Source organism: [Pantoea] beijingensis (assembly GCF_022647505.1).
Classification (GTDB): domain Bacteria; phylum Pseudomonadota; class Gammaproteobacteria; order Enterobacterales; family Enterobacteriaceae; genus Erwinia; species Erwinia beijingensis.
The window spans coordinates 2,859,790-2,885,522 of sequence record NZ_CP071409.1; the positions used below are offsets into that span (position 1 = coordinate 2,859,790).

General features: G+C 52.0%; 24 protein-coding genes. 16 read left to right on the forward strand and 8 right to left on the reverse strand.

Annotated features, from left to right (window positions below; translation table 11 throughout):
• Positions 1-74 precede the first annotated feature (74 nt).
• The 4 genes from ppiB (at position 75) to purK (ending at position 3,016) form a co-directional block, all read left to right on the forward strand.
• Complete coding sequence (gene ppiB / locus J1C60_RS12980) at positions 75-569, forward strand: peptidylprolyl isomerase B (RefSeq protein WP_128179377.1); 495 nt, start codon at positions 75-77, stop codon at positions 567-569.
• Positions 569-1,294, forward strand: coding sequence for a UDP-2,3-diacylglucosamine diphosphatase (gene lpxH, locus J1C60_RS12985; RefSeq protein ID WP_128179376.1), 726 nt, complete (start codon positions 569-571; stop codon positions 1,292-1,294). Before ppiB ends, lpxH begins: the two co-directional genes overlap by 1 nt.
• Positions 1,295-1,442: 148 nt before the next feature.
• Positions 1,443-1,952 (forward strand): 5-(carboxyamino)imidazole ribonucleotide mutase, encoded by a 510-nt coding sequence (gene purE / locus J1C60_RS12990; protein WP_128179375.1) that lies wholly within the window; start codon positions 1,443-1,445, stop codon positions 1,950-1,952.
• Positions 1,949-3,016: a 5-(carboxyamino)imidazole ribonucleotide synthase gene (purK, locus tag J1C60_RS12995; protein WP_128179374.1), complete on the forward strand. Its 1,068-nt coding sequence runs from the start codon at positions 1,949-1,951 to the stop codon at positions 3,014-3,016. Before purE ends, purK begins: the two co-directional genes overlap by 4 nt.
• Positions 3,017-3,095: 79 nt before the next feature.
• Here the strand turns inward: purK and ybbP are convergent, their stop codons facing one another.
• Positions 3,096-5,513, reverse strand: a complete 2,418-nt coding sequence (gene ybbP / locus J1C60_RS13000; protein WP_128179373.1) for a putative ABC transporter permease subunit YbbP — start codon at positions 5,511-5,513, stop codon at positions 3,096-3,098.
• Positions 5,510-6,196: a putative ABC transporter ATP-binding protein YbbA gene (gene ybbA / locus J1C60_RS13005; protein WP_128179372.1), complete on the reverse strand. Its 687-nt coding sequence runs from the start codon at positions 6,194-6,196 to the stop codon at positions 5,510-5,512. Before ybbA ends, ybbP begins: the two co-directional genes overlap by 4 nt.
• On the opposite strand from ybbA, the gene tesA reads away from it, so the two are divergent.
• From tesA to J1C60_RS13030, 5 genes are all read left to right on the forward strand, one after another.
• On the forward strand, positions 6,167-6,784 hold the full coding sequence (gene tesA, locus J1C60_RS13010) for a multifunctional acyl-CoA thioesterase I/protease I/lysophospholipase L1 (RefSeq protein WP_128179371.1): 618 nt from the start codon (positions 6,167-6,169) through the stop codon (positions 6,782-6,784). The genes ybbA and tesA overlap by 30 nt on opposite strands.
• Positions 6,785-6,903: 119 nt before the next feature.
• Positions 6,904-7,701 carry an SDR family oxidoreductase gene (locus tag J1C60_RS13015; RefSeq protein ID WP_128179442.1) on the forward strand — a complete coding sequence of 266 codons (798 nt, stop codon included), beginning with the start codon at positions 6,904-6,906 and terminating at the stop codon, positions 7,699-7,701.
• 56 nt (positions 7,702-7,757) lie between these two features.
• On the forward strand, positions 7,758-8,615 hold the full coding sequence (locus J1C60_RS13020) for a co-chaperone YbbN (RefSeq protein WP_128179370.1): 858 nt from the start codon (positions 7,758-7,760) through the stop codon (positions 8,613-8,615).
• A gap of 62 nt (positions 8,616-8,677) precedes the next feature.
• Positions 8,678-9,595 carry an SPFH domain-containing protein gene (locus tag J1C60_RS13025; RefSeq protein WP_128179369.1) on the forward strand — a complete coding sequence of 306 codons (918 nt, stop codon included), beginning with the start codon at positions 8,678-8,680 and terminating at the stop codon, positions 9,593-9,595.
• Positions 9,595-10,047, forward strand: coding sequence for an NfeD family protein (locus J1C60_RS13030; RefSeq protein ID WP_128179368.1), 453 nt, complete (start codon positions 9,595-9,597; stop codon positions 10,045-10,047). The genes J1C60_RS13025 and J1C60_RS13030 overlap by 1 nt, the downstream gene beginning before the upstream one ends.
• On the opposite strand, the gene cueR is transcribed toward J1C60_RS13030, so the two are convergent.
• The 3 genes from cueR to phoC all read right to left on the reverse strand — a co-directional run bounded on the left by cueR (position 10,044) and on the right by phoC (position 11,728).
• A complete protein-coding gene (gene cueR, locus J1C60_RS13035) occupies positions 10,044-10,454 on the reverse strand; it encodes a Cu(I)-responsive transcriptional regulator (RefSeq protein WP_128179367.1) in 411 nt (136 codons plus the stop codon). The two genes, J1C60_RS13030 and cueR, sit on opposite strands and share 4 nt — an antisense overlap.
• An 86-nt stretch (positions 10,455-10,540) precedes the next feature.
• Complete coding sequence (locus tag J1C60_RS13040; protein ID WP_128179366.1) at positions 10,541-10,786, reverse strand: DUF4282 domain-containing protein; 246 nt, start codon at positions 10,784-10,786, stop codon at positions 10,541-10,543.
• Positions 10,787-10,981: 195 nt separating this feature from the next.
• Positions 10,982-11,728, reverse strand: a complete 747-nt coding sequence (gene phoC / locus J1C60_RS13045) for an acid phosphatase PhoC (protein WP_128179365.1) — start codon at positions 11,726-11,728, stop codon at positions 10,982-10,984.
• Between the two features lie 434 nt (positions 11,729-12,162).
• Between phoC and J1C60_RS13050 the strand changes: the two genes are divergently transcribed.
• The 4 genes from J1C60_RS13050 (at position 12,163) to ybaK (ending at position 17,781) form a co-directional block, all read left to right on the forward strand.
• Complete coding sequence (locus tag J1C60_RS13050) at positions 12,163-13,479, forward strand: serine hydrolase domain-containing protein (RefSeq protein ID WP_128179364.1); 1,317 nt, start codon at positions 12,163-12,165, stop codon at positions 13,477-13,479.
• A gap of 222 nt (positions 13,480-13,701) precedes the next feature.
• Positions 13,702-16,215, forward strand: a complete 2,514-nt coding sequence (copA, locus tag J1C60_RS13055; protein ID WP_128179363.1) for a copper-exporting P-type ATPase CopA — start codon at positions 13,702-13,704, stop codon at positions 16,213-16,215.
• A gap of 103 nt (positions 16,216-16,318) precedes the next feature.
• A complete protein-coding gene (locus J1C60_RS13060; protein WP_128179362.1) occupies positions 16,319-17,125 on the forward strand; it encodes a TraB/GumN family protein in 807 nt (268 codons plus the stop codon).
• A 176-nt stretch (positions 17,126-17,301) separates the two neighbouring features.
• Entirely contained in the window at positions 17,302-17,781 is a 480-nt protein-coding gene (ybaK, locus tag J1C60_RS13065) for a Cys-tRNA(Pro)/Cys-tRNA(Cys) deacylase YbaK (protein ID WP_128179361.1), read from the forward strand.
• Here the strand turns inward: ybaK and J1C60_RS13070 are convergent.
• Complete coding sequence (locus J1C60_RS13070; protein ID WP_128179441.1) at positions 17,778-18,647, reverse strand: LysR family transcriptional regulator; 870 nt, start codon at positions 18,645-18,647, stop codon at positions 17,778-17,780. The genes ybaK and J1C60_RS13070 overlap by 4 nt on opposite strands.
• 151 nt (positions 18,648-18,798) lie before the next feature.
• Here J1C60_RS13070 and J1C60_RS13075 point away from each other — a divergent pair, with 151 nt between their 5' ends.
• Entirely contained in the window at positions 18,799-19,233 is a 435-nt protein-coding gene (locus tag J1C60_RS13075) for a multidrug/biocide efflux PACE transporter (RefSeq protein ID WP_128179360.1), read from the forward strand.
• A 63-nt stretch (positions 19,234-19,296) separates the two neighbouring features.
• On the opposite strand, the gene ushA is transcribed toward J1C60_RS13075, so the two are convergent.
• Entirely contained in the window at positions 19,297-20,988 is a 1,692-nt protein-coding gene (gene ushA / locus J1C60_RS13080) for a bifunctional UDP-sugar hydrolase/5'-nucleotidase UshA (RefSeq protein WP_128179359.1), read from the reverse strand.
• A gap of 204 nt (positions 20,989-21,192) precedes the next feature.
• Between ushA and J1C60_RS13085 the strand changes: the two genes are divergently transcribed.
• Positions 21,193-22,395: an MFS transporter gene (locus tag J1C60_RS13085; RefSeq protein ID WP_128179358.1), complete on the forward strand. Its 1,203-nt coding sequence runs from the start codon at positions 21,193-21,195 to the stop codon at positions 22,393-22,395.
• Between the two features lie 218 nt (positions 22,396-22,613).
• The gene (ybaL, locus tag J1C60_RS13090) at positions 22,614-24,305 is read left to right on the forward strand and encodes a YbaL family putative K(+) efflux transporter (protein WP_128179357.1); all 1,692 of its coding nucleotides are present in this window, start codon (positions 22,614-22,616) and stop codon (positions 24,303-24,305) included.
• A gap of 113 nt (positions 24,306-24,418) precedes the next feature.
• On the opposite strand, the gene J1C60_RS13095 is transcribed toward ybaL, so the two are convergent.
• The gene (locus J1C60_RS13095; protein ID WP_128179356.1) at positions 24,419-25,723 is read right to left on the reverse strand and encodes an inosine/guanosine kinase; all 1,305 of its coding nucleotides are present in this window, start codon (positions 25,721-25,723) and stop codon (positions 24,419-24,421) included.
• Between the last annotated feature and the right edge of the window lie 10 nt (positions 25,724-25,733).

A 25,733-nucleotide genomic window follows, 5' to 3' on the forward strand; every position in this document is an offset into this window, starting at 1 on the left:
AAGCTGGCACGGCAACATTTAGCGTTCGCTGTGAGACCAGATGTTTAATACTCCCACCTTTACAGGACGAGATTATGGTTACTTTCCAGACTAATCACGGCGACATCGTTATCAAAACTTTCGATGATAAAGCTCCAGTTACGGTTAAAAACTTCCTGGATTACTGTCGCGAAGGTTTCTACGACAACACCATTTTTCACCGCGTGATCAACGGTTTTATGATTCAGGGTGGCGGTTTTGAACCCGGCATGAAGCAGAAAGCGACAAAAGAAGAGATCCGCAACGAAGCGAATAATGGCCTGAAAAACACCAAAGGCACGCTGGCAATGGCGCGGACGTCTGCTCCACATTCTGCAACGGCACAGTTCTTTATTAACGTTGCAGATAACGACTTCCTGAACTTTAGCGGTGAAAACCTGCAAGGCTGGGGCTACTGCGTGTTTGCTGAAGTAGTTGAAGGTATGGATGTGGTTGAGAAAATCAAGGGCGTCTCTACCGGCCGTAGCGGTATGCATCAGGATGTGCCTAAAGAAGACGTTGTGATCCAGAAAGTGACCATTAGCGAGTAATGTCACGTACGCTATTTATCGCAGATCTTCATCTGTGCCATGAAGAGCCGGCAATCACTGCCGGTTTTCTGCGTTTTTTACAGCGCGAAGCCGTTCACGCGGATGCGCTGTATATTCTTGGCGATCTGTTTGAAGCCTGGATTGGTGATGACGATCCAAACCCACTTCATGCAGAAGTCGCCCGCGCCCTGCTGGTATTGAAGCAACAGGGCGTTCCCTGCTACTTCATCCACGGGAATCGGGACTTTCTGCTCGGTCAGCAATTTGCACATGCCAGTGGTATGCGCTTATTGCCGGAAGAGAAAATACTGACGCTCTATGGCAAACGTATTCTTATCCTGCACGGCGATACACTCTGCACCGATGACCAAAGCTACCAACGCTTTCGCCGGAAAGTTCATCAGCGCTGGCTGCAAAAACTCTTTCTGGCACTGCCGCTGTTTGTGCGCCAACGTATTGCCGCACGCATGCGCGACGGCAGCAAGCAGGCCAACAGCACTAAATCACTCGCCATCATGGATGTGAATCCCGAAGCGGTCATCAATGCTTTCAAACAGCACCAGGTTAACGGGATGATTCACGGCCACACCCATCGCCCGGCGGTACATACCCTGGAAATTGACGGACAAACCGTTCAACGCGTGGTACTTGGCGCATGGCATCAGCAAGGTTCAATGATCCAGGTCGATAACGCAGGCGTTACACTGATTTCATTCCCGTTTTAAAACCCGAAAAAAGCTAAATTTTGCTTACCCGCGTCGCGACGCAACCGTTTCCCTTGCTGCGCGCTCATGGTATTCTCTGTGCCCTTCTCAACTGGCGCCAACCATGGCGCGCCAGTGAAGTTTGTACAATCACAGGAGTCAGACTCACATGTCATCCAACGCCGCCCCGGCCCGTATTGCTATCGTAATGGGTTCCAAAAGCGACTGGGCCACCATGGAATTTGCTGCGGAAATCCTTACCGCGCTTAATGTGCCTTTTCATACCGAAGTGGTTTCAGCGCACCGCACGCCAGATAAGCTGTTCAGCTTTGCTGAGGACGCGGCGGACAAAGGCTTTCAGGTGATTATTGCAGGAGCCGGTGGTGCTGCTCATCTTCCGGGTATGCTGGCGGCAAAAACGTTGGTTCCAGTGCTGGGCGTTCCGGTACAAAGTGCCGCACTAAGCGGTGTGGACAGTCTTTACTCCATTGTACAAATGCCACGCGGCATTCCGGTTGGTACACTGGCGATTGGTAAAGCGGGCGCAGCAAACGCAGCACTGCTGGCTGCACAAATTCTGGCCATTTATGATCGCGAGCTGGCTACCCGCCTGGCAACCTGGCGCCAGGCGCAAACCGATGACGTGCTGAATAATCCCGATCCGCGGGGGGCTGTATGAAGCCAGTCTGTATCTTAGGTAATGGCCAGCTTGGACGTATGTTGCGTCAGGCCGGTGCACCGCTTGGCATCGCCGTCTATCCGGTAGGACCAGACGAGGTACCGGAAACGCTCCCCATACAACAAAGTGTGATCACCGCCGAAATTGAGCGATGGCCCGAAACGGCGCTGACGCGTGAACTTGCCCGCCACCCCGCGTTTGTAAATCGCGATATTTTCCCTTTGCTGGCTGACAGGCTGACGCAAAAACAGTTACTGGACAGACTAAAACTCGCTACTGCGCCCTGGCAATTGCTGGAATCAGCCGAACAGTGGCCACAGGTTTTCGCCTCGCTGAGTGAGCTGGCGATCGTTAAGCGCCGTACCGGCGGCTATGATGGTCGTGGCCAATGGCGTTTACACGCTAATCAGACCGATACATTGTCCGCCGATAATTACGGCGAATGCATTGTGGAGCAAGGCATTCATTTTTCCGGAGAGGTATCACTGGTTGGCGCACGCAATCAACAGGGGGAAACGGTATTTTACCCGCTGACCCACAATCTCCATCAGGACGGCATTCTGCGCACCAGCGTCGCATTCCCCGATCCCGATAGCGCACTGCAACACCAGGCAGAGCAGATGCTCTCCGCCATTCTAAATGAGCTTAACTATGTGGGCGTCATGGCGATGGAGTGTTTTGTGGTGCCGGAAGGTTTACTGATTAATGAACTGGCACCGCGCGTGCACAACAGTGGCCACTGGACGCAAAACGGCGCATCAATCAGCCAGTTCGAGCTGCATCTACGCGCTATCCTAAATTTACCGATGCCAAAACCGGTCGTCAGCGCACCCGCAGTGATGATAAATGTGATCGGTACCGACCTCAATTTACAGTGGCTGGAACAACCGCTGGTGCATCTACACTGGTACGAAAAAGAAGTTCGCCCGGGGCGCAAAGTCGGTCACCTCAACCTGAGCGATACTTGCCAGACACGTCTCTGCGAAGCGCTAAGTGCACTCGTTCCCTTACTGCCACCGGAATATCATAGTGGTATTGAATGGGCGACAGAAAAGTTGCGCTAACTTCATACGGGCCGGTATCTGACGGCCCGTTTTCCTGTACGTCGTCATCAATCCCTGCCACCCCAACGCAGTGGTGAAATCAGGATGCGCCAAAGCTCCTGAATAATGCCTTTCCGCGTAATAACCTTACCCCAAGCCACCCACCACAGACGGAAAGCAACAGCGCACCAGTCAAAGGCAGCAGAATCCACAGCATAAAATCAGGCTGCCATGGGAAATCGAACACTTTCCGCTGTAATCCCCACAATGCAGCCTCCGCACCGATAGCGGCAGCGATACCGGAAACCGCACCGAGAGCAGCAAATTCACACCACAGGGTTCCACGTAACAGCTTCTTACTGGCGCCAAGCGTACGATACACCACTAACTCCTGCTGGCGTTGACGCATACCGACCTGAATTTGTGCCAGTAGCAGCAACATCCCACAGGCGGTTACCAGCACCACCATAATTTCCAGGGCCTGACTCACTTGCGCCAGTACCTGCCCCACCTGTTTCAGGATACTGCCAATATCCAGCAGGCTGATCGTCGGGAATTCACGGTTAAGCTGTGCCAGCAGCAACGGATTATCATCCATACGAAAACTGGTCAGCCAGCTCTGCGGTTGACCATCAAGCGCGCCCGGCGGGAAGATAAAGAAGAAATTGGGACGCAAACTTTCCCAGTCGACTTTACGCAGGCTACTAATTTTCGCAGTAAACTCTTGCGTATCCCCCGTGAAAGTTAAGCTATCACCCAGCTTCACGCCCAGCCGCGACGCCAGCTCCATCTCCATGGAGACTTCATCCTTTTTCGGTGGCCAACTTCCTGCCACCAATGGATTGTGCTCGGGACGCTGCTGCTGCCAGGTCAGATTCAATTCACGATTCAGCGCGTCATCACGTCTGGGGTCCGCAGGCTGATGATTGATGCTGGTCAATCTTACCCGCGCAACCGGATAAAATGTCTCTGGTTTCACATTATGCTGCTGCAAGAAACGGGTAACCTGCGGCACCTGCTGCTGCGTTACATTCAGCAGGAAATAGTTAGGGCTTTCCGGCGGCAGCTGTTGCTGCCACCGTTCAAGCAAGTCGCCACGCATCACCAACAGTAGCGCGAGTAACATAAAAGAGAAAGAGAACGCTGCAAGTTGGCTGAGTGTGGTCCAGGGCTGGCGTAACAGACGATTGACCGCCAGACGAAATGCAAGATTGCGCACAGAAAGCCGCCGTAACACTAACAGCGCTCCCCAGCCAATGGCTCCCAACAGTATTGCCAGCAACACCATGCCCGCGACTAACGCCCAGAGTAGTTGACTCCCCCCTACCAGTAACGCCAGCAAGCCAATAACCACCAACGCCATCACCGGCAAGTAGACCTTGAGCGGCCAGACGTTAGCAATCACATCACGGCGCAGTACGCGCAGTGGCTGCGTAGCCAGCAACAGTCGGTAAGGCCGCAGCCCAACGATCAGTGAGATGACAAACAGCGACCCAATAGCCCATAACCAGGGCCAGAAGCTGGACGGAGGCAACGCCCCCGGCAGTACCGGACTGAGCATTTTCAGCAGTATGGCCTCAAATCCCAGCCCTGCTATGCTGCCGCAGACGGCCGCCAGCAGCAGCACCGACAGCCACTGGCCGATAATCAGCTTACGTAGAGCCGCACGGTTAGCACCCAGAGTTTTTAATACCGCCACCAGATCATACCGGCTGCGGCAATAATGGCTCATCGCGACCGCAACCGCTGCAATCGCCAGCATCAACGTCAGCAGCGCGGATAGCAGTAAAAACTGTTGGGCACGCTGCATGGATTTACCTAGCGCATCCTCTGAGTTTTCAATGCTTATCCATTTTTGATCGGGCTTCAGCAACGGTTCGATATAGCTATCGTAGCGGCTCAGTTGCTCCGGCGTCCCGGAAAATTTATAACGCCAGGTCAGGCGACTGCCGGGTTGTACTGCTCCGGTTTTTTCCACATCGGCCAGGTTCATTAATAACCGGGGAGCCGTTTGAAACGGATTGAATCCGCTGTCCGGCTCCTGAACCACTTCCCCGGCAATGCGTAGCGTAGTATCCCCAACGTCCAGCATATCGCCGATTTTCAAATTCAGCAGCGCCAGTAAACGCGGTGCGGCAAGAACCGTACCGGCGGTGGGCTTCAATCCTGTCGGTTCGGTACTGAGTTCGCCATACATCGGATACACGTCATCGACGGCCTTTACCGATGCCAACTGCGGTGTATCCCGGGCAAACGTCATGGTCATAAACGTCAGTTGGCGCCCAACCCGCATTCCTTCCTGCTGTGCCTGTTCCAGCCAGGCGGGCGGCACTTCACGCGCGCTGCGTAACGTGCGATCGCCCGCCATAAAGTCACGGCCCTGCTGGGTCAACCCTTTTTCCATGCGATCGCTCAGCGAACCAAGCGCCAATACGCAGGCTACCGCCAACGTCAGCGCCAGCCAGACAATGAGCAATGAAGGCGAACGCCATTCACGCCAGAACCAGCGCCAAATCATGCCTCCTCCCACAATTTTCCGTCACGAAGACGCAACCGACGATCGCAGCGGGCCGCCAATTGCTCATCATGGGTGACCAGGATCAGCGTGGTAGAGAAATCTCGATTGAGAGAAAACAGCAGATCGGCAATGCGATCACCGGTTTTACGGTCAAGATTGCCGGTGGGCTCATCGGCAAATAGCAGCCCAGGACGGCCATTAAACGCGCGTGCCAGCGCAACACGTTGTTGCTCACCGCCGGAAAGCTGTGCCGGAAGATGCGTCAAGCGCTCACCTAATCCAAGCTGATTAAGCAACGTACGCGACATTTCACGGCTTTCTTTATCGCTGTTGCCCCTTAGCAGTGAGGGGAGCTGCACATTTTCCAGCGCATTGAGCGTAGGTACCAGCATAAAGGACTGAAAAACAAAGCCAACGTGTGTAGCTCGTAACTCAGCGCGCTGTTCTTCATCCATCCGGTGCAGCGGCTGACCAAACATAAACACTTCGCCGTCACTGCCATCATCCAATCCGGCAAGAATCCCTAATAACGTTGACTTCCCCGAGCCGGACTCACCGATCAACGCGATAGTTTCAGCCGGTTTGACAACCAGCTCAACTCCGGTGAGGATATTCAACTGGTGATCACCCTGACCGACGGACTTACTAAGATAATGAACTTCAAGAATGTTTTCCGCTGGCATTACCCTTTCCTGTTATTATTGCTACTTATTTCACGCGTGGCATCAGCCGATACCTTACTGGTGCTCGGCGACAGCTTAAGCGCCGGCTACCGTATGTCGGCTGGCGCGGTCTGGCCTGCGCTACTGAATAAAAAATGGCAAAACACACCCAATGTCGTGAATGCCAGCATTAGTGGTGATACTACTGCACAAGCGCTGGCAAGACTGCCGGGCCTGTTAAAACAGCATCAGCCTCGCTGGGTGCTGATTGAGCTGGGCGGCAACGATGGTTTACGTGGGTTCCCGCCGAAAAACATTGAGCAGGACCTGCGTAAAATCATTGCCGATGTGAAGGCCGCTGACGCCGAACCCTTCCTGATGCAAATTCGCTTGCCAGCAAACTATGGTCGCCGCTATACGCAATCCTTCAGTGGGATCTATCCCCAGTTGGCGCAAGAGTTGAGTATCCCTCTGGTGCCCTTTTTTATGGAGCAGGTCTATCTGAAGCCCGAGTGGATGCAACAGGATGGCATTCATCCCACACCGGATGCTCAGCCTTTTATCACCGATTTTATGGCTAACGCACTGGCACCGCTGGTTAGCCAGTAGCCTGCACGTATTCAGTTAAACATGAGTCGCGGAAAATCAGCACGATCAACAGGTAAAGTTATGAAAATAATCACAACGATAGCCGCTAAACAGAATCAGCGCCTGCGCGGTAAAGCATGATGCAAAAAAATATCGTGATCACCGGCTGTTCCAGCGGGATCGGGCTGACGGCGGCAAACGATTTACTGCTGCGCGGTTATCGTATTTTTGCCGTCTGCCGCAAGGCAGAAGACGTACAACGCATGGATACACTGGGATTTACCGGCATTAAAATGGACCTTGATAGCGCGACGAGTGTAAGCGCTGCCGCTCAACAGATCCTTAAATTGGCTGATAATCAACTTTATGCACTGTTTAATAATGGCGGCTATGGCGTATATGGCGAGATAGCCAGCCTGTCACGCGCGCAGTTGGAGCAACAATTTGCAACGAATCTATTTGGCACTCACCAGCTCACCGCGCTGCTGCTGCCGGCTTTGAAGGCCAATGGCGGCGGCAGAATCATTAATACCAGTTCCGTACTGGGATTGGTTTCCACTCCGGGGCGCGGCGCTTATGCTGCCAGCAAATACGCGCTGGAGGCATGGTCTGATGCCTTACGTATCGAATTATATGATAGCGGCGTACGTGTCAGCCTGATTGAACCCGGGCCGATTACAACGCGCTTCACCGATAACGTCAATCAATCCCGGGAGGATAAGCCAGTAGTGAATCCGTCTATCGTCGCCCGGTTTTCCCTGCCACCGGAAGCAATATTACCTAAATTGCGCCATGCTCTGGAGAGCGCTCATCCCCGGTTACGCTATCCGGTGACGCTGGTTGCGCATACCATGGCGATACTGCGCCGCGTACTGCCGGGCTGGATGATGGATCGCATTTTGCGCGGACAATCACGCCACAACGACGATTTTGCTTGAAGGCAGCCTATAAACCCCAATATCGTTATCAGGCCATCAGATAAAGAGACGAATTTATGTCACCACAAGCTTCAATTATTGATATTAATGAAACCAACCTGCATCAGACGCTTGAACAGTCGATGACTGTTCCGGTGCTGTTCTATTTTTGGTCAGAGCGCAGCCAGCACTGCCAGCAGCTCACGCCGCTGCTCGAGCGTCTGGCGCAGGACTATGCCGGACAGTTTATTCTGGCTAAGCTTGACTGTGATGCAGAACAGGCCGTCGCGGCACAGTTTGGTCTGCGTTCCATTCCCACTGTTTATCTGTTTCAGAACGGTCAACCCGTTGATGGCTTTCAGGGCCCTCAGCCGGAAGAAGCGGTACGCGCCCTGCTGGAAAAAGTATTGCCACGCGAAGAAGAGTTAAAGGCGCAGGCTGCGATAGCATTCATGCAAGAAGGCAAAATGATCGATGCGTTGCCGCTGCTGAAAGATGCATGGCAGTTAAGCAATCAGTCCAGCGAGATCGGTTTTCTGCTTGCTGAAGTGCTGATTGCCCTTACCCGCAGCGATGAAGCCGAAGCCGTGCTCAATGTCGTTCCGCTACAGGATCAAGACACCCGCTATCATGGGCTGCTGGCGCAAATTGATTTACTGAAACAGGCAGCCAATACGCCTGAAATTCAGCAATTGCAGCAGCAACTGGAAAATGATCCAGCGAACAGTGAACTGGCCGCTAAACTCGCATTACAATTACATCAGGTTGGTCGCAATGAAGAAGCGTTGGAATTACTGATGAGCCACCTGAAGAAAGATTTAAATGCCGCTGATGGCCAGGTAAGAAAAATGCTGCAGGAAATTTTAGCAGCATTAGGGACTGGCGATGCGCTCGCTGCCAAATATCGCCGCCAGCTCTATTCATTGCTCTACTGATTTTACTCATTTAACGGGCCGAAGCGACTCGGCCCGCCATCTAACAATCCGGAGGTTTACATATGCTTGCCGCTATTCCTGTACTGATCGTACTGGCATTAATTATCGTTTGGTCCGGTATTAAAATTGTGCCTCAGGGCTATCAGTGGACCGTTGAACGTTTCGGACGTTATACCCGCCCCCTTCAGCCTGGCCTCAGCCTGGTGGTGCCATTTATGGATCGTATTGGCCGTAAGATCAATATGATGGAGCAGGTACTGGATATCCCTTCACAGGAAATCATCTCCAAAGATAACGCCAGCGTCACTATTGATGCCGTCTGTTTTATCCAGGTAGTAGATCCGGCTCGCGCAGCATATGAAGTCAGTAATCTGGAGCTGGCAATTATCAACCTGACGATGACAAATATGCGCACCGTATTGGGTTCGATGGAGCTTGATGAAATGTTGTCACAGCGTGACAGCATTAATACGCGCCTGTTGCATATCGTTGATGAAGCCACCAATCCGTGGGGAGTCAAAGTGACGCGTATTGAGATCCGCGATGTGCGCCCACCGGCAGAATTGATTGCTTCTATGAACGCCCAGATGAAAGCCGAACGTACCAAACGTGCCGATATCCTTGAAGCAGAAGGTGTACGTCAGGCAGCAATCCTACGTGCTGAAGGGGATAAGCAATCACAGATTTTGAAAGCGGAAGGCGAGCGCCAGTCTGCATTTTTACAGGCGGAAGCACGGGAACGTAGTGCCGAGGCGGAGGCGCGTGCAACGCAGATGGTATCGGAGGCCATTGCTGCTGGCGATCTTCAGGCTATTAACTATTTTGTGGCACAAAAATATACAGACGCACTGCAAAAAATTGGTTCAGCGAATAACAGCAAAGTGGTGCTGATGCCGCTAGAGGCCAGTAGTCTGCTGGGATCCATTGCCGGAATCGGCGAACTCTTGAAAGAGACACGGCAGGAGCGGAGTAACCCCTGATGTTGGCGGAATTTGTTACGCATCCTCATTGGTTTTGGCTCACGCTTGGCGGTTTATTGCTGGCGGCTGAAATGCTGGGGAGTAGCGGCTATCTGCTGTGGAGTGGAATCGCGGCGATACTGGTTGGCCTGCTGGTGTGGCTGTTTCCCCTATCCTGGGAGTGGCAGGGGGGGCTTTTTGCCATTGCCACGATGATCGCCGCCTGGTTTTGGTATCACTGGATGAAGCGACGCGATCGCAAGGTAGCCCCTAATATGCTGAACCAGCGCGGTAACCGTATGATTGGCCAGCACTTAATTTTGCATCAGCCATTGGTTAATGGTTTGGGACACGTGCAGGTCGGTGACAGTAGCTGGCGCGTGCAGGCCGATAGTGATTTACCCGCGGGCAGTACAGTCATCGTTGTCGCTATTGAGGGAATTACTCTGCGTGTCGTGCCGGAAGCAAGTTAGGCAGGGCCAGTATGCTGGCAACATCCGGCAAGAGTGTTGATGATTGGACAATCGGCGCTGTCATCCCCCGGACAGTCTGCTGCAAGCGCCAGTAGCCGCTCTCTCATCTGGCTCAGTTCTTTAATATGTGCCTCAATTTCAGCCACTTTCTCCAGCGTACGCGCTTTAACATCTGCGCTATGGCGTGCAGGATTATTGAACAGAACCACCATCTCACGACATTCATCCAGATTAAACCCCACCTGCCGGGCCTGACGCAGAAGCGTCAGCTCTTCAAGATGTTTCGCGGTATAACTGCGATACCCGTTTTCGCCCCGAAGCGGCGGTGTTACCAGGCCTTTCTCTTCATAAAATCGAATGGTTTTATGGGTTAATCCGGTTTTTTTTGCCACGTCACTGATGTTCATCCCGGCCCCCTTTTCCTCGCTTTTCGCGAGGTCGTGGAACGTTATCAACACGGGGGAAGATAATTTATGTCCTTCCCCCGCAGCGATTATTTTGCGTCCTGACTCTCAGCAATACGACGCAGATATTCATTGTTCTTAAACGCTATCATAATAAGCTCAAAGCCGACACGGACAGCGACACAGCCAACAATCAGCCCCAATATATTAAAGAGTGAGAAATTAACGGCCATGCTAAACAGACTGGTAGCAATAACCATAATCAGGCTCAGCCAGTAAAACAACACCAAAATTTTAGGTGTGATCAAATTATCGAAAAAAAAGATATTTTTCATAACATTCCATTGATTGAATAGATTTTATTGTGGAAATGCTTTCCGTTATAACGAAAAGATTTATCGCCTGAATAATACCACTTACCTGCCCTAATCTAACCAAACTTTCGATGGAAAAGCGCATAAATACATGGATTATGGGAGTCAAGATAAGAGGGCGCCGCGGCGACAGGCGCCGATTACCAGGCCATTAAATTACTTGCCCGTGCGGGAAAATTCGTCTTTTGCTTTCTGCAACTGTTGCAGGAACGCAGGGTTGGTGTGCAATGTTGCAACCACCGCAGAACCGACGATACGCGCCGCATCAACATCGCTCTGCCAGTGATAACCGCAAATTACGCGGCTCTGCCCTAGCGCATATCCACGTTTGAGGATCTGATCCTGTCGCTGTGGGTTGATCTCCGCCAGCACCAGCGCCGTTGCCCAGCCAATCGAGGTGTGACCGGAAGGATAAGACCCATTTTTCGCCAGCTTATCTTGTTCTTTGGTGTTACAGGTTGCCGCACCATAGAATGCAAACGGACGAATACGCATATACTTCTCTTTCGCAGAACGTGTTGCCAGATCACCCGCATCCTCAATCATATTGGTCAGCAGCTTATGCAACTCGGGCGCATCCTGCGGGGTGATGGGCGAGCCAAAGGCGGCGGAAAAGGCATTCGCCACCCCACCACCACTCAAATTGGCATCTTCTGCCGCCTGACGACCGCGTTCACTTGAACGCAACAGCCGCCCTTTTTCATACATAGCCTGATCGTTAAGAAACGCCACACTGCCCACTTCTGGCGGTGGCGGCAATAGCGCCAGGCTATCAATCGCCTGATTATTATTTAAATAATAGAGATCCGGTTTAGTTGTTGCATCATTACCGCCCGGAACAAGTGCCAATGTGCTGACAGAAAAAAGGCTGGTAAAACAGAAGGCAATCACACTCTTTTTCATTAAAATTTCCTTATTCAATGGCTGCGGCTATCATTTTTAATCCGCTAGCGGGCTAACTATACTCCTGATTTTTTAGGAAAAAACAAATCGGCCTCTAAAAAAACCACCCCCTATCACAAAACCTCAGCGTTTCCCAGAAACCTCACCGCAGGGCTCAATGCGCCCCCCCCCATGCCAATTCATTCTGAAGGCGGGGGATTTCCCCCCACTCTACGACTCTATGACCGAACATCTCCCCCCTATACTGCCCCTCTCATCCGGCCAGGCTGGTGATACACCTGCGATCCTTGCCGATCCGGGATCTTGAGATAAAGAAGAGAAACTGACGCGATACCGGGGGGATTTATTCAATAGATAAATTTGCCCAATGGGGCCATCTCCGCCTGAAAGCCTCAATTCGCACGTTCTATGCCTGCTAACAAAGGGACACTGTCATGGGAAAATTAAAAACGGGTTTTTGTGTACTCACTATTTTACTGGGAACCGCGCTTCAGGCTGGCGCAGCAACCTCCGGGGCAAATTGTCACGTTCCTGAGCTAAGTGCATGTCCTGAGCCGCTGGATCAGCATCTGCCGGATGTGAAAGAGATGCTCACCTGGAACCAGAACAATCGGGTTATCGGCTTTCGCAATGACTACCGCTCTTATGCTGGCGACGTTTTTAAGGCCGGTACACCTGTACCTTTGCAGCATGCGGCACGGGACTTATCCGGCGCGGTTTATCAGTATCACGGCCATGATTACCATCTGAATGACTATATAAAACGCAATAATGTTACCGGCATGCTGGTCATCAAAGACGGCAAGGTTGCCTGGGATTATTACGGCGGCGGCAATAACAAGCAGACGCTCTGGACGTCTCGTTCTGTTGGGAAGTCAGTGGTTTCTACGCTAGTCGGCGTAGCGTTAAAAGAGGGTAAAATCGCCTCGCTTGATGACAAAATTGTCAAATATAATCCTGACGTACATGGCACCGTCTGGGAAAACGTAACCATTCGCCAGCTACTCCAGCATACCTCCGGTGTTCAGTGGGATGAGAATTATAAAGATCCCAAATCCGATTTCGCGCAGCTTACCACCTGCGAAGCGGGCAATGATGTTTATAATTGTGTGAAAAAGCTCATCATTAATCCACAACGCAAAACCTACGCCGCTCCGGGCGAAGTCTGGTCCTACTCTTCAGGCGGAGCCTGGATGCTGGGCGATACCCTGGAAAAAGCCACGGGTATGCCACTTGCTCGTTATCTGCAGGAAAAAATTTGGCAGCCGTTTGGCATGACACACGACGGCGTATGGCACAGCTATGAGAAAGGTAAGCATGATGTTGGTGCTCATGGCTTTAATGCCACACTGGAAGACTGGGGGAAATTTGGCCTGTTTATTCTGCACAATGGCCGCTTGCCTGATGGTACAAAACAGTTGCCAGATAACTGGGTTCAGGATGCCAGAGCCTGGAACCAGGCGAAAAACTCGGTTTCTCCCGCCCATCCGGAAGGTTCATACGGCTATCAGTGGTGGAATAACAGTACACCAGCAAATGCCGGGGATGTTGCACCCAAAACCGGCCTGAGCGAAAAAGACACGTTGTGGGCGCTGGGTATTTTCGGACAGATGATTGTGGTGAATCAGAAAGAAAACCTTGTGATTGTCCAGTGGTCCACCTGGCCGCAGGCTGAACCCGCTTTCAACGCTCAGCCTTTAGAAGCCTCACTGATGTTTAATGCGATTGCGACTACGCTTCAAAGTCACTAATCACGGCATCATGTTCATAAGCCTCTGCGGAGGCTTTATTTTTATTCGACACGTCCTGAATATACGATGTTTCGCTGCGGCGTATTGCTGTCGCGGGATATCAACGCCACCCGACGATATAAAATCTTGCTTGACCTTCCCCTTGATGGAAGGTTTAACCTCCTATACACGTTATTATTTAAGAGCATTCTGCTTTCTATCCGGTACTGAGGAGTATCTGTCATGTCACAAACAATATTGTTGACGCTTGAAGGTCTCACGTGTGGCCATTGCGTAAAACGTGTGAAAGAAGCGCTTGAGCAACGTGATGACGTTGAGCAGGCGGAAGTCTCTCTGGATGAAGCTCGCATCACCGGCCCGGCATCGTCGGCAGCATTAATTACCACAGTTGAACAGGCGGGCTATCACGCCAGCATCAAACAAGGTGTTACCTCCCCAAAGCCTAATCCGCTGACAGAAACAGAAATCCAGCCGGAAGCGCTGACAGCGGAATCCCTTCAGCTTCCGGCAGATTCAGCAACTGAAAGCTATCAGCTGCTGATTGACGGTATGAGCTGCGCAAGCTGCGTAAGCCGAGTCGAGAATGCGTTGAAACAGGTCGATGGCGTACAGCAGGCCCGTGTCAATCTCGCCGAACGCAGTGCATTGGTCATGGGTACGTCTTCATTAGCAACCGCCCTGGTGCAGGCAGTTGAAAAAGCCGGCTACGACGCCGAAATAATTGAAGATGAAACCGTACGTCGCGAAAAACAGCAGTATACGGCACGACGAGCGATGCAGCGTTTCAGCTGGCAATCTGCACTGGCCCTCACGCTGGGACTCCCCCTGATGATATGGGGCATGTTCGGCGACAATATGATGTTAACCAACAGCAATCGTCACGGCTGGCTGGGGATTGGGGTTGTCACGCTGCTGGTGATGATTATTGCTGGTGGACACTTCTACCGTAGCGCATGGCGCAGTCTGCGAAATGGTGCCGCCACCATGGATACTCTGGTGGCTTTAGGCACGGCTGCGGCATGGTTTTACTCCATCACAGTGAATATCTGGCCTACCGCCTTCCCGGCGGAAGCACGCCACCTCTACTATGAAGCCAGTGCCATGATCATCGGATTGATCAATCTCGGACATGCGCTGGAGCAGCGTGCACGTCAGCGCTCATCGCAAGCGCTGGAGCGCTTGCTGGATCTGACTCCTCCGACCGCGCGCGTGGTGACGGAACAAGGCGAAAAAAACCTCCCCGTCAGCGATATTCAACTTGGTATGACTCTGCGCCTCACGACCGGCGATAGAGTCCCCGTTGATGGCGACATTACCCACGGAGAAGCCTGGCTGGATGAAGCCATGCTAACCGGCGAACCGCTACCTCAACAAAAATCCGCTGGCGACAGACTCCATGCAGGAACGCTGTTACAAGACGGTAGCGTGTTATTTACCGCCAGCGCTATCGGAAAAAACACCACGCTTTCACGTATTATTCAAATGGTGCGTCAGGCGCAAAGCAGTAAACCAGCCATAGGACAACTAGCCGATCGTATTTCTGCCGTTTTTGTGCCTACGGTTATCGCTATTGCACTGCTAAGTGCGGCTATCTGGTACGTTATCGGCCCTCAACCACAACTGGTTTATACTCTGGTAATTGCGACTACGGTGCTGATTATCGCCTGCCCCTGCGCTTTAGGGCTAGCCACACCGATGTCGATCATTTCCGGTGTAGGGCGTGCCGCAGAGTTTGGTGTATTGGTACGCGATGCCGATGCGTTACAGCGGGCCAGTACGCTGGATACGTTGGTATTTGACAAAACAGGTACGCTGACCGAAGGCCGTCCACGCGTGACGGCGGTGATCGCCTTCAACCAGGCCGAAGTCGACCAGGCAATATTGTGGGCGGCGGCGCTTGAACAATACTCCAACCATCCACTGGCACAGGCAATTGTCGAGCACGCAGCTCCCCGCAACCTCCCGGCCGCAGAACGATTCCGTACGCTAGGTGGATTAGGCGTTTCCGCCCTCGTTGGCGGCACGGAGATAATACTGGGCAATCCTGCACTAATGCAGCAACACCAAATCGACACCCGCGCTGCAGAACACAGTATACGACAGCAGGCAGAAGCGGGCGCGACTCCGGTCTTGCTTGCCGCCGGTGGCCAGCTGATAGCGTTAATCGCCATCCGCGATCCGATTCGTCCCGAAAGCCGTGCAGCGCTAAAAAAACTGCGTAAGTCAGGCTACCGACTTATTATGTTGACCGGTGATAACCCGATCACCGCCAATGCTATCGCCCGGGAAGCAGGATTGGATGACGTGATTGCAGGCGTACTGCCGGCAGGCAAAGCTCAGGCAATTATGCAGCTACAGCAGCAGGGCCACCAGGTTGCGATGATTGGGGATGGTATAAATGATGCACCCGCGCTGGCACAGGCTGATGTCGGTATGGCAATGGGCACGGGTAGCGACGTTGCTATTGAAACCGCAGCGATTACGCTAATGCGCCACGATCTCAGTAGCATCAGTGATGCGCTGGCTATCGCGAAAGCGACATTACGAAATATGAAACAGAACCTGCTGGGTGCCTTTATCTATAACTCGCTGGGGATCCCCATCGCGGCCGGTGTGCTTTATCCACTAACGGGAACTCTGCTCAATCCGGTGGTTGCAGGTGCGGCTATGGCCCTTTCCTCCATTACTGTTGTAAGTAACGCCAATCGCCTGCTGCGCTATCATCCGCCAGGATGATTGATACATAGCGGCTAAACACAGCATGAACGATAAGCATTCCTCTGTTCAGCCGCGACGTAAACCGCTAGCATGGATCGTTTGATATGATAAGGCGGGAAAAATGGATGCATTGCTGCGTAAAGTGACCGCGTGGTTCAGAGGGTTCTCTGCGGTGAATTATGCCTATCCCGCACTGGATATTACGCTACCCGGTGAACGCAAACTTCATCTTGTTGGCAGCATTCATATGGGCACACGCGATATGATGCCGCTGCCCGCCACACTGCAGCAGCGCATTATCAGTGCAGATGCGTTGATCGTTGAAGCGGACATTACCGCCAGTGGCATCTCTCCCTTTACGCAAAGCGAACCTCAATTGCCCCTGAGCGATCGTTTATCCGCGGACAATCGGCAAACGCTTCAGCGCCTGTGTGATGAGCTGACAATCAGCAGTGAACTGATTGATACCCTGCCCGGCTGGCAAATTGCCCTAATGTTACAGGCACAACAGGCACAGCAGTTAGGTCTGCGTCCCGATTACGGTATCGATTATCAACTGCTGCAAATGGCAAAACAGCGGAACTTAAACGTTATTGAGCTGGAAGGTCCAGCCCAGCAGCTTGAATTACTGAAAACATTGCCGGCCAACGGCATAACGCTGCTGGAAGATACCTTGTTGCACTGGCATACCAATGCACGGCTGTTGCAAACGATGATAAGTTGGTGGCTGGAAAAACCGCCGGGACAGACTCAAATGGCACTTCCAACAACCTTTAGTCGTGACCTGAACGATATTATGATGAACCAGCGTAATCAGCTCTGGTGCAAAGCGCTACACGGCCTGGCCGCCGGACGCTATGTCGTTGCGGTCGGTGCATTACATCTCTATGGCGAGGGGAATTTGCCCGATTTACTGAACCGCAGATAAAAAAAAGGCCAATATTTAAATTGGCCCGTCAAAGAGGAATTTTTTTATGATTTTGGTTATCCACCGCAAGATACTTGCGTGTGGGATGGCGATTGTCGCTCAAAGCCTGGATTTTCGCCACTATTTTTCATCGTTACGTTGATTATGTCCTGATCAGACACAAGGAATACGCGCAAATGACCCCCGCGGTAAAACTTCTGGAAAAACAAAAAATCGCGTTTACGCTACACGCCTATGAACATGACAGCAATGAAACCCACTTCGGTGAGGAAGTCGTGCGTAAACTGAATCTTAATGCTGAACAGGTTTATAAAACGTTGCTGGTGGCAATCAACGGCGATGACAAGAATCTTGCGGTAGCAGTTACTCCGGTGGCGAGTCAGCTCGATCTAAAAAAAGTCGCCCGGGCGCTCGGCGCCAGACGGGCAGATATGGCCAATCCGTTACTGGCGCAGCGTGTTACCGGTTACCTGGTCGGTGGTATTAGTCCACTTGGTCAGAAAAAACGCCTGCCAACGGTTATCGACAATCTGGCGAAGCAGTTTGCCACCATTTACGTTTCTGGTGGCAAGCGTGGGCTTGATATCGAACTGGCCGTTAGCGATCTCGCCTCATTGCTGGATGCCAAACTGGCCGATATCGCGCGCCGCGATTAATCCTGACGCTGCGCGCAAAGCTGGTCAAGCATCCATCTTCCCGCAGGTCCAGGCGGGGTTCTTCTTGACCAGACAGCATCAACATCAATACGTTGTGGCCAACCCTCGACCGGTAATTCGTACAATACCTGATGACCAAATTGCTCCACCAGCCAGCGCGGTAAGATACTCCAGCCAAACCCCTGTTCTGCCATCTCAAGCAACAGTAAATAAGATGGCGCAAACCATATTCCGCCAGGCGACGGGCGGCTTTCGTTTTGCGCCAGGGTACTGAGTCGAAGTTGCCTGACGCCGTTCAGCTGGGTTTGCGTTACCTCCGACGTCTGCACCAACGGGTGATCGCGGTGGATAAATATGGCCATTTGCGCCTGTACCTGCAGACGCGAAGTCGTAATATCCTGTGGCAGATGAGGTTGTACCCGTACCACACCAATATGTACTCGCCCCGTTTGAAGCAGATCAATAACATCCGCATCCTCCGCAAGCATACATTCAAACTCAATATCAGGATAACGTACCGAAAAGCGTTTAAGCAGGGACTCCTGGTGATCGGCCTGCCAGAAATCCGAAATAGCCATGCTCAAGCGCGGCTCAACACCCGATACAAGCCTTACCGCCAGTTCGTCTAACCGGGAACTGGCGGCCAGTATCTCCTGCACCTGCGCCAGCGCACGCCTGCCCGCCTCGGTCAGAACGGGCAGGCGTGCGTCACGATTAAATAGCGCAAAACCAAGATCGTCTTCAAGGTTGGCCACGGCGGTGCTGATAGTCGACTGACTTTTTTGCAACGTGCGCGCCGCCGCGGAAAAAGAGCCACTTTCCACTGTCTGAACAAAAGCATGGAGGGATTCCGGTGAGTAACGCATCATTATCTATCGCTTTTATAGATGGGTTCTAATTTTATACTAGCAACAAAAACGATGAGAATACGAAACTGTCTCCGATATTTTTCATTGCACTACGGCAGCCTACCCGCGCCAGAAGTATTCACGGAGAGAAATGCATTAAGGAGCTATTATGCAAGCCAAATCGTTGAAAGAGCGTTTTTTACATGCCGCCGGTTTTGAAGTTCTGGGAATTTTACTTGTTGCCCCACTGGCCGCCTGGATTATGCATAAACCGCTATTTCAGATGGGAGCCTTGGCGATCATGCTTTCTACTGTCGCCATGCTCTGGAACATCGTTTATAACGCCGGCTTTGACTGGGTGTGCCCCCCAGGCAAAATAAAACGTGGACTGGCACTGCGCATTGTCCATGCACTTGGTTTCGAAGGCGGTTTTATCGGGATCGGTTTACCCATTGCCGCCTGGATGCTGGGGATTACCTTAGTCCAGGCATTTTTAGTTGAGGTCGCGTTCTTCCTGTTTTTCCTGCCTTACACCGTTGCGTATAACTGGTGCTGGGATATCCTTCGCCAAAAATGGATGGCAAATCGCACTTGCGGCGCATAAGTCAGGGCCGGTTTAACCGGCCCTGTACCCTTGCGGTTCAGGCCAGGGAGAGCCTGATGATTTTCAATTCGGGCCGATGACAACGGACTCCTGGCGGACGTCCGTTGGTGCGACAATGTCCCCCTGAGGTGCAAACTTTGTCGCATCCAGCGGTGAGTGCTGCTGGATATATTGCTTTAATACCTCGGCGTCCACAAATCCAGTGTCAACGTAGCTGGCCAACTGGTTTACCGGCGGATAGCCATCCCCACCCGTGGCATTAAAATTCAACGTTGCCATTCGATAAGTTTTTTCAGGCTCAAGTGGTTTTCCATTAATTTTCACCTCACTTACACCCTGACCGTCTGCCACCAGACTTACATTGGCAAATTGTGCATAAGCCCCCGAATCAACCTGTTTGTTAGCAACAACCGCCAGGTATTTTTCGACGTCACGTCCCTTCATATCGACATAAATCACTGTATTGCCAAAAGGTTGCACCTTAAGCACATCCTTATAGGTAATATCGCCTTCTGCGATGGAATCGCGCACCCCACCGCCGCTCATCACGGCAAAATCGGCCTGTGTACGCTCAATTTGCGCAGCAAGAATCAGCCGTGCCATGTTGGTTTGTACAAAGCGGACCTTGCTACGATCGCCCTCCAGTCGTTGATTGACGCTGCCAATTTTCACGCTCAGTTGTGCTTCACCTTTGTTCTGAAAGGGCATTAACAGCTTTAGCATCGCCGGATTAGCCGCGATTTCCGATGTATAATTGATCAAGCTTTCTGTACCGTCGCTGTTGCGTACTTTATGCTTCAGGTTAATCGGGATCAGTTGGTAGTGCTCAAGCTTCAGCTCGCCATTGCGGAAAGTGAAGTCTGCCCGACCAACATACTTACCCCACTCATGCGCCTGAACAATCCAGGTGCCGTTTTGCCGATCGGGTACGCAGGGCGAACCCGGAACGTAATCCACCTGTTTAACATTCTCTTTCGCCATACAGACCGGATCCTGAGAATGCCCACCGACAATCATGTCCAGATAGCCTTTCGGTAGCTCGCGCGCCATCTCTACATCACCGGGTGCGTTTGAACCATGCTTGCCATCGTCATAATGCCCCATGTGCGTCGCTGCGATGATCACATCAGGTTTTTCTTGAGCGCGTAGAGCCTCAACCACCGCTTTCGCTTCAGTCGCTGGCTTTCGGAATTCAATATCGGTGAAATATTCAGGATTACCGATTTTCGCAGTATCATCCGTTGTCAGGCCGATAACCGCAATTTTTAAGCCCATTCGATTGAAGAGTGCATAAGGCTGGAAAAGACGCTTTCCGCTACTTTTTTGATAAATATTTGCCGAAAGGAGCGGGAATTTCGCCCATTTCTGCTGCTGACGTAAAACGGAAATCGGGTTATCAAATTCGTGATTGCCAAGTGCCATTGCATCATAACCAATCAGATTCATACCACGGAAATCGGGCTCGGCATCTTGCAAATCAGATTCTGGCACACCGGTATTGATATCACCGCCGGACAGAATAAGTACTTGTCCTCCGTGCGCTTGCACATCCAGGCGTACGCTATCCACCAACGTTTTCTGCGCGGCAAGACCATACTCCCCACGTTCGTTACTCCAGAAACGCCCATGATGATCGTTGGTATGCAGTACGGTGAACTTGTAAAGACGATCTTTTTCCCATGCCTGAGCCCCCATGGGTATTCCTGTTAACGTCAATAACAACCCACCCAGCAGAGCTTTTTGTGTAAAGCGCAAAATCGATCTCCTTATTAGCAGTAACCAAATGTCACCCCCGGCGTAGCATTCGTCACGGGATTGACGACTGTTGCGTTATTTTCTGTACTTGTCTGTGAATTATGCCCCAGGTCAGATGATTAGGATAATTGCATTGCCCGGTTAAATCATTGAGACTGAATCAGACATGATTAAAATAACACCCTCACCACGACAGGTTCTTTCATGGCAAGCGATCAGACAATTCCTTCAGCAAAAGTAGCACCGCCGCGCACCGCCTTCCGGATACTCGGCGCCATCAGCCTCGCACATTTATTAAATGATATGATTCAATCGCTTATCCTGGCGATTTATCCGCTATTGCGTGCAGAGTTTTCACTCAGCTTTGTACAAATAGGCCTGATCACACTGACTTTTCAAATCACTGCCTCTCTACTACAACCGGTGATTGGGTCTTATACCGATAAGCACCCTCAGCCCTGGTCCTTGCCCATTGGGATGGGATTTACGCTAACTGGCTTGGTGCTACTCGCCCTGGCGAACAATTTCCCTCTTATTTTACTGGCTGCAGCACTGGTTGGTACCGGCTCCTCCGTTTTTCATCCGGAATCATCGCGCGTTGCCCGGATGGCATCGGGTGGGCGCCATGGGCTGGCACAATCACTGTTCCAGGTTGGCGGTAATCTCGGTAGTTCACTGGGGCCGCTCCTGGCGGCGTTAATTATTGCTCCGTATGGAAAAGGTAATGTTGCCTGGTTTACGCTGGCTGCGCTGCTTGCCATTGTTGTTCTGTTACAGATCAGCCGCTGGTATCAGAACCAGCATCGCGTAGCAAAAAGTAGCGTCCCCCTTCCCCTGACAAGCCCACTGCCCCGCCGCCGGGTCGTGCTGGCGATCGCCATTCTGCTGATGCTGATTTTTTCCAAATACTTTTATCTCGCCAGTCTCAGCAGCTATTACACTTTCTATCTGATTCATAAATTTGGCCTGTCGGTACAAAATGCCCAGTTTCATCTGTTTGCATTTTTGTTTGCCGTCGCTGCGGGGACCATCATCGGCGGCCCACTTGGCGATAAAATTGGCCGTAAGTATGTGATTTGGGGCTCGATACTTGGTGTGGCGCCTTTTACCCTTTTGCTGCCACACGCTTCGCTGGCCTGGACCGGCGTACTAAGCGTTATCATTGGTCTGATTCTGGCCTCCGCTTTTTCCGCCATTCTTGTTTATGCGCAAGAGCTGTTACCTGGCCGCATTGGCATGGTTTCCGGATTATTTTTTGGCTTTGCCTTTGGCATGGGAGGATTGGGCGCCGCAGTGTTGGGATGGGTAGCCGATCGCACCAGTATTGATTTGGTTTATCAAATCTGCGCTTATCTGCCACTTCTGGGCATATTAACTGCTTTCTTACCGGATAACCGGTCAAAATAGAGTGGTTCTGCGGTGAATAGTTGTTAGTTTCCCCGTATGCTATACGGATATATTCAAGCCAGAAACACGATGAGTGGGTAAAATCCTGCTCATCAGCCATTTTTAGTGCCTTTTCATCTTTTTTTAGAGTTAACTCAATTATTGACAAGCGTTGAACTGAAATATGCCATAAACTTAAAAATTACAACCAGACACATTTGCATACACAAGGAGAAGGCATGCACCACACAACACCGCTTATCACGACCATCGTCGGAGGCCTCGTGCTCGCCTTCCTCCTTGGTATGCTGGCTAATCGCCTGCGCATCTCCCCTTTAGTCGGCTATCTGCTGGCTGGTGTACTCGCCGGACCTTTTACGCCCGGGTTTGTTGCAGATACTAATCTGGCGCCGGAGCTTGCTGAGCTCGGAGTCATTCTGCTGATGTTTGGTGTTGGCTTACATTTTTCTCTGAAAGATCTGATGTCGGTAAAGTCCATTGCCATTCCCGGCGCTATCGCTCAAATCGCCGTTGCGACATTGTTGGGTATGGCACTCTCCTGGGGCATGGGCTGGTCAATGATGACCGGCTTTGTATTTGGCCTCTGCCTTTCAACCGCCAGTACCGTGGTGCTACTGCGTGCGTTGGAAGAGCGGCAGCTGATTGATAGCCAGCGTGGGCAAATCGCGATCGGCTGGCTGATTGTTGAAGATTTAGTGATGGTGCTGACGCTGGTGCTGCTGCCCGCGATTGCAGGTATGTTTGAACAAGGGAATGCCAGCTTCTCATTAATCGCGTGGGATTTGCTGCTGACCATCGGTAAAGTCGTTGCCTTTATGGTGCTGATGATGGTGGTAGGCCGCCGCGTCGTTCCCTGGATTTTAGCCAAAAGCGCAGCGACGGGTTCACGTGAGTTATTTACACTGGCCGTACTGGCCCTGGCGCTGGGGATCGCACTGGGCGCCGTTGAGTTCTTCGATGTCTCTTTTGCGCTCGGCGCCTTCTTCGCCGGCATGGTGCTAAACGAATCAGAGCTAAGTCATCGAGCCGCTCATGATACCTTGCCACTCCGCGACGCTTTCGCCGTGCTGTTCTTTGTTTCCGTTGGTATGCTGTTTGATCCTAAAATTCTGGTACAGGAACCGCTGGCGGTGCTGGGCGCGTTAGCGATTATCGTGCTGGGCAAATCGATCGCCGCTTACCTGCTGGTTACCCTGTTCGGCCATTCACGACGCACCGCCCTGACTATTTCGGCCAGCCTGGCGCAGATCGGTGAGTTCGCCTTCATTCTGGCAGGACTCGGTATCTCACTGGGGGTGCTGTCAGAAGAGGGGCGCAATCTGGTGCTTGCTTCCGCCATCCTTTCAATCATGCTCAATCCAATTCTATTTACCGTGCTTGAGCGCTATCTGGAAAAAACGGAAACTATCGAAGAACAGACAATGGAAGAGGCGATCGAGGAAGAAAAACAGATCCCGGTCGATATCTGCAATCATGCAGTCCTGGTAGGATATGGCCGCGTTGGTAGCCTGCTGGGGGCACAGTTGATCGAGGCTGGCGTACCCATCGTGGTGGTGGAAAATTCGCGACCACGCGTCGAGGCCCTGCGTGAACAGGGGATTAAAGCGGTTCTGGGTAACGCCGCCCGTGCGGATACGATGGATTTGGCACGTCTGGACTGTGCCCGCTGGCTGCTGCTGACCATCCCCAACGGATATGAAGCGGGTGAGATCGTCACCGCAGCGCGGGAAAAGCGCCCAAATATCGAAATTATTGCGCGAGCGCATTACGATGATGAAGTCGATTACATTATGGAGCGTGGTGCCAACCGTGTTGTGATGGGCGAACGTGAAATCGCTACCAGCATGCTAAACATGTTGAAGCTGGAGCTGGAGAACGAGTTACAACAACCAGCCCAGTGCCCTATTTGACCCTCGTAGCGGATGACAAAGGTAAGCGTAATTACCCTGTCATCTGATTCATTGTGCTGAAGGCATAACATATGCCAGCCCGTTTCATCCCGGAACGCGCTGGCTATATTTTCTTAGCGTTCCCAGTAAGCCTCTTCAAGGCTGTCTTCTCGCTCAGGCAGACCACGCGTTAAGCGAGGTGAATGCTGATTTAATACCTGGTAACTCACACGATTTGCATACTTACATACCTGCGCCAGTGAAGAGTAGGTCAGGTAGCTGCGCCCGTGTTTACTGGAGTTAGGAACATTCACGCGATGGTAATTATTCGCCGTGATATCGTGTAGCAGCGCCGCCAGAGCAACGTCCCCCGCCCCATTGGTGTTCATAATTTTCTCCGGCCCGCCCATATACGGCGCAATATGAGAGAAAATGCGCAGCGCTTGCAGGCAGTCCTGATGGCGCATGGCACGACTAAACTCGAACTGATTAAACTCAGGAATGGCACCCGGTAACAGAGGATGGTTGGTTGTTCGTTTGCCCGCTTCCTCAGTGAAGCCCGCCATGTAGAGGCCATTAGGGCCGGCGGTGCACAGTACCAGGTCAACCCAGTCCAATGCTTTATTCGCAGCCTGTAACGGATCGCTATACCCCGTGAGCTCTAACGCTTCATCTTCATTCATCGCAACAATTGAAACGTGATCGCGCAGGAAATCGCGCCAGAACTCGGGATTATCGGCAATAACATATTTCGTACCCAACGTCAGCACTACCGGTACATCATGCTTTTTCGCATATTCGATAGCCTTCATGGTCGCTTGCGGCATGGGCTCACCGGGCTTACAACGCACCAGATAAGAGGTTAGAACCAACGCTGAGGCGCCAGCAATAACCTCTTCGGGAATACTTTCTGCATGAAGCTGATTCATCATCCCCGGGCTAATTGCAAAGGTGCGCTCGCCATTATCACCGATTAGCGTGAAACAGCGACCAATTGCGCCGTCGACGCCCTGCAGGTAGTTCAAATCGGTGCGGCTTGAGGTGTTACAAAGATAGCGATAGGCATAACCACCAATCTGTACGTTATTGCACATGACCCCCAGTAACACCGAGCGATCGTCCGCCAGTACGGAGTAATTGTGCATGGTGTTACCAATCGTGCCACCCGCAAATTGGTGGCTGATCAAACCTTCACGCATTAACTCATCGTAAAGCGCTTCAGCAACATCATCTTCGATAACCAGCGAATGCCCGACGCTCAATCCGTAGCGCGTCACAAAATCTTCATCAACTCTGGCCTCAATATCCACCAGCGTCTGATCGATGCCGACCACCCAACTGGTGCCGGTTTCATTTTCGGGTTGGGTCTGTTGGAGCAGAGGATCGCGTGCGCTAACGGGGAAGTAATGTTTGGATTTGCGTTTGCCAGGGAATTTCATGATCGATGAC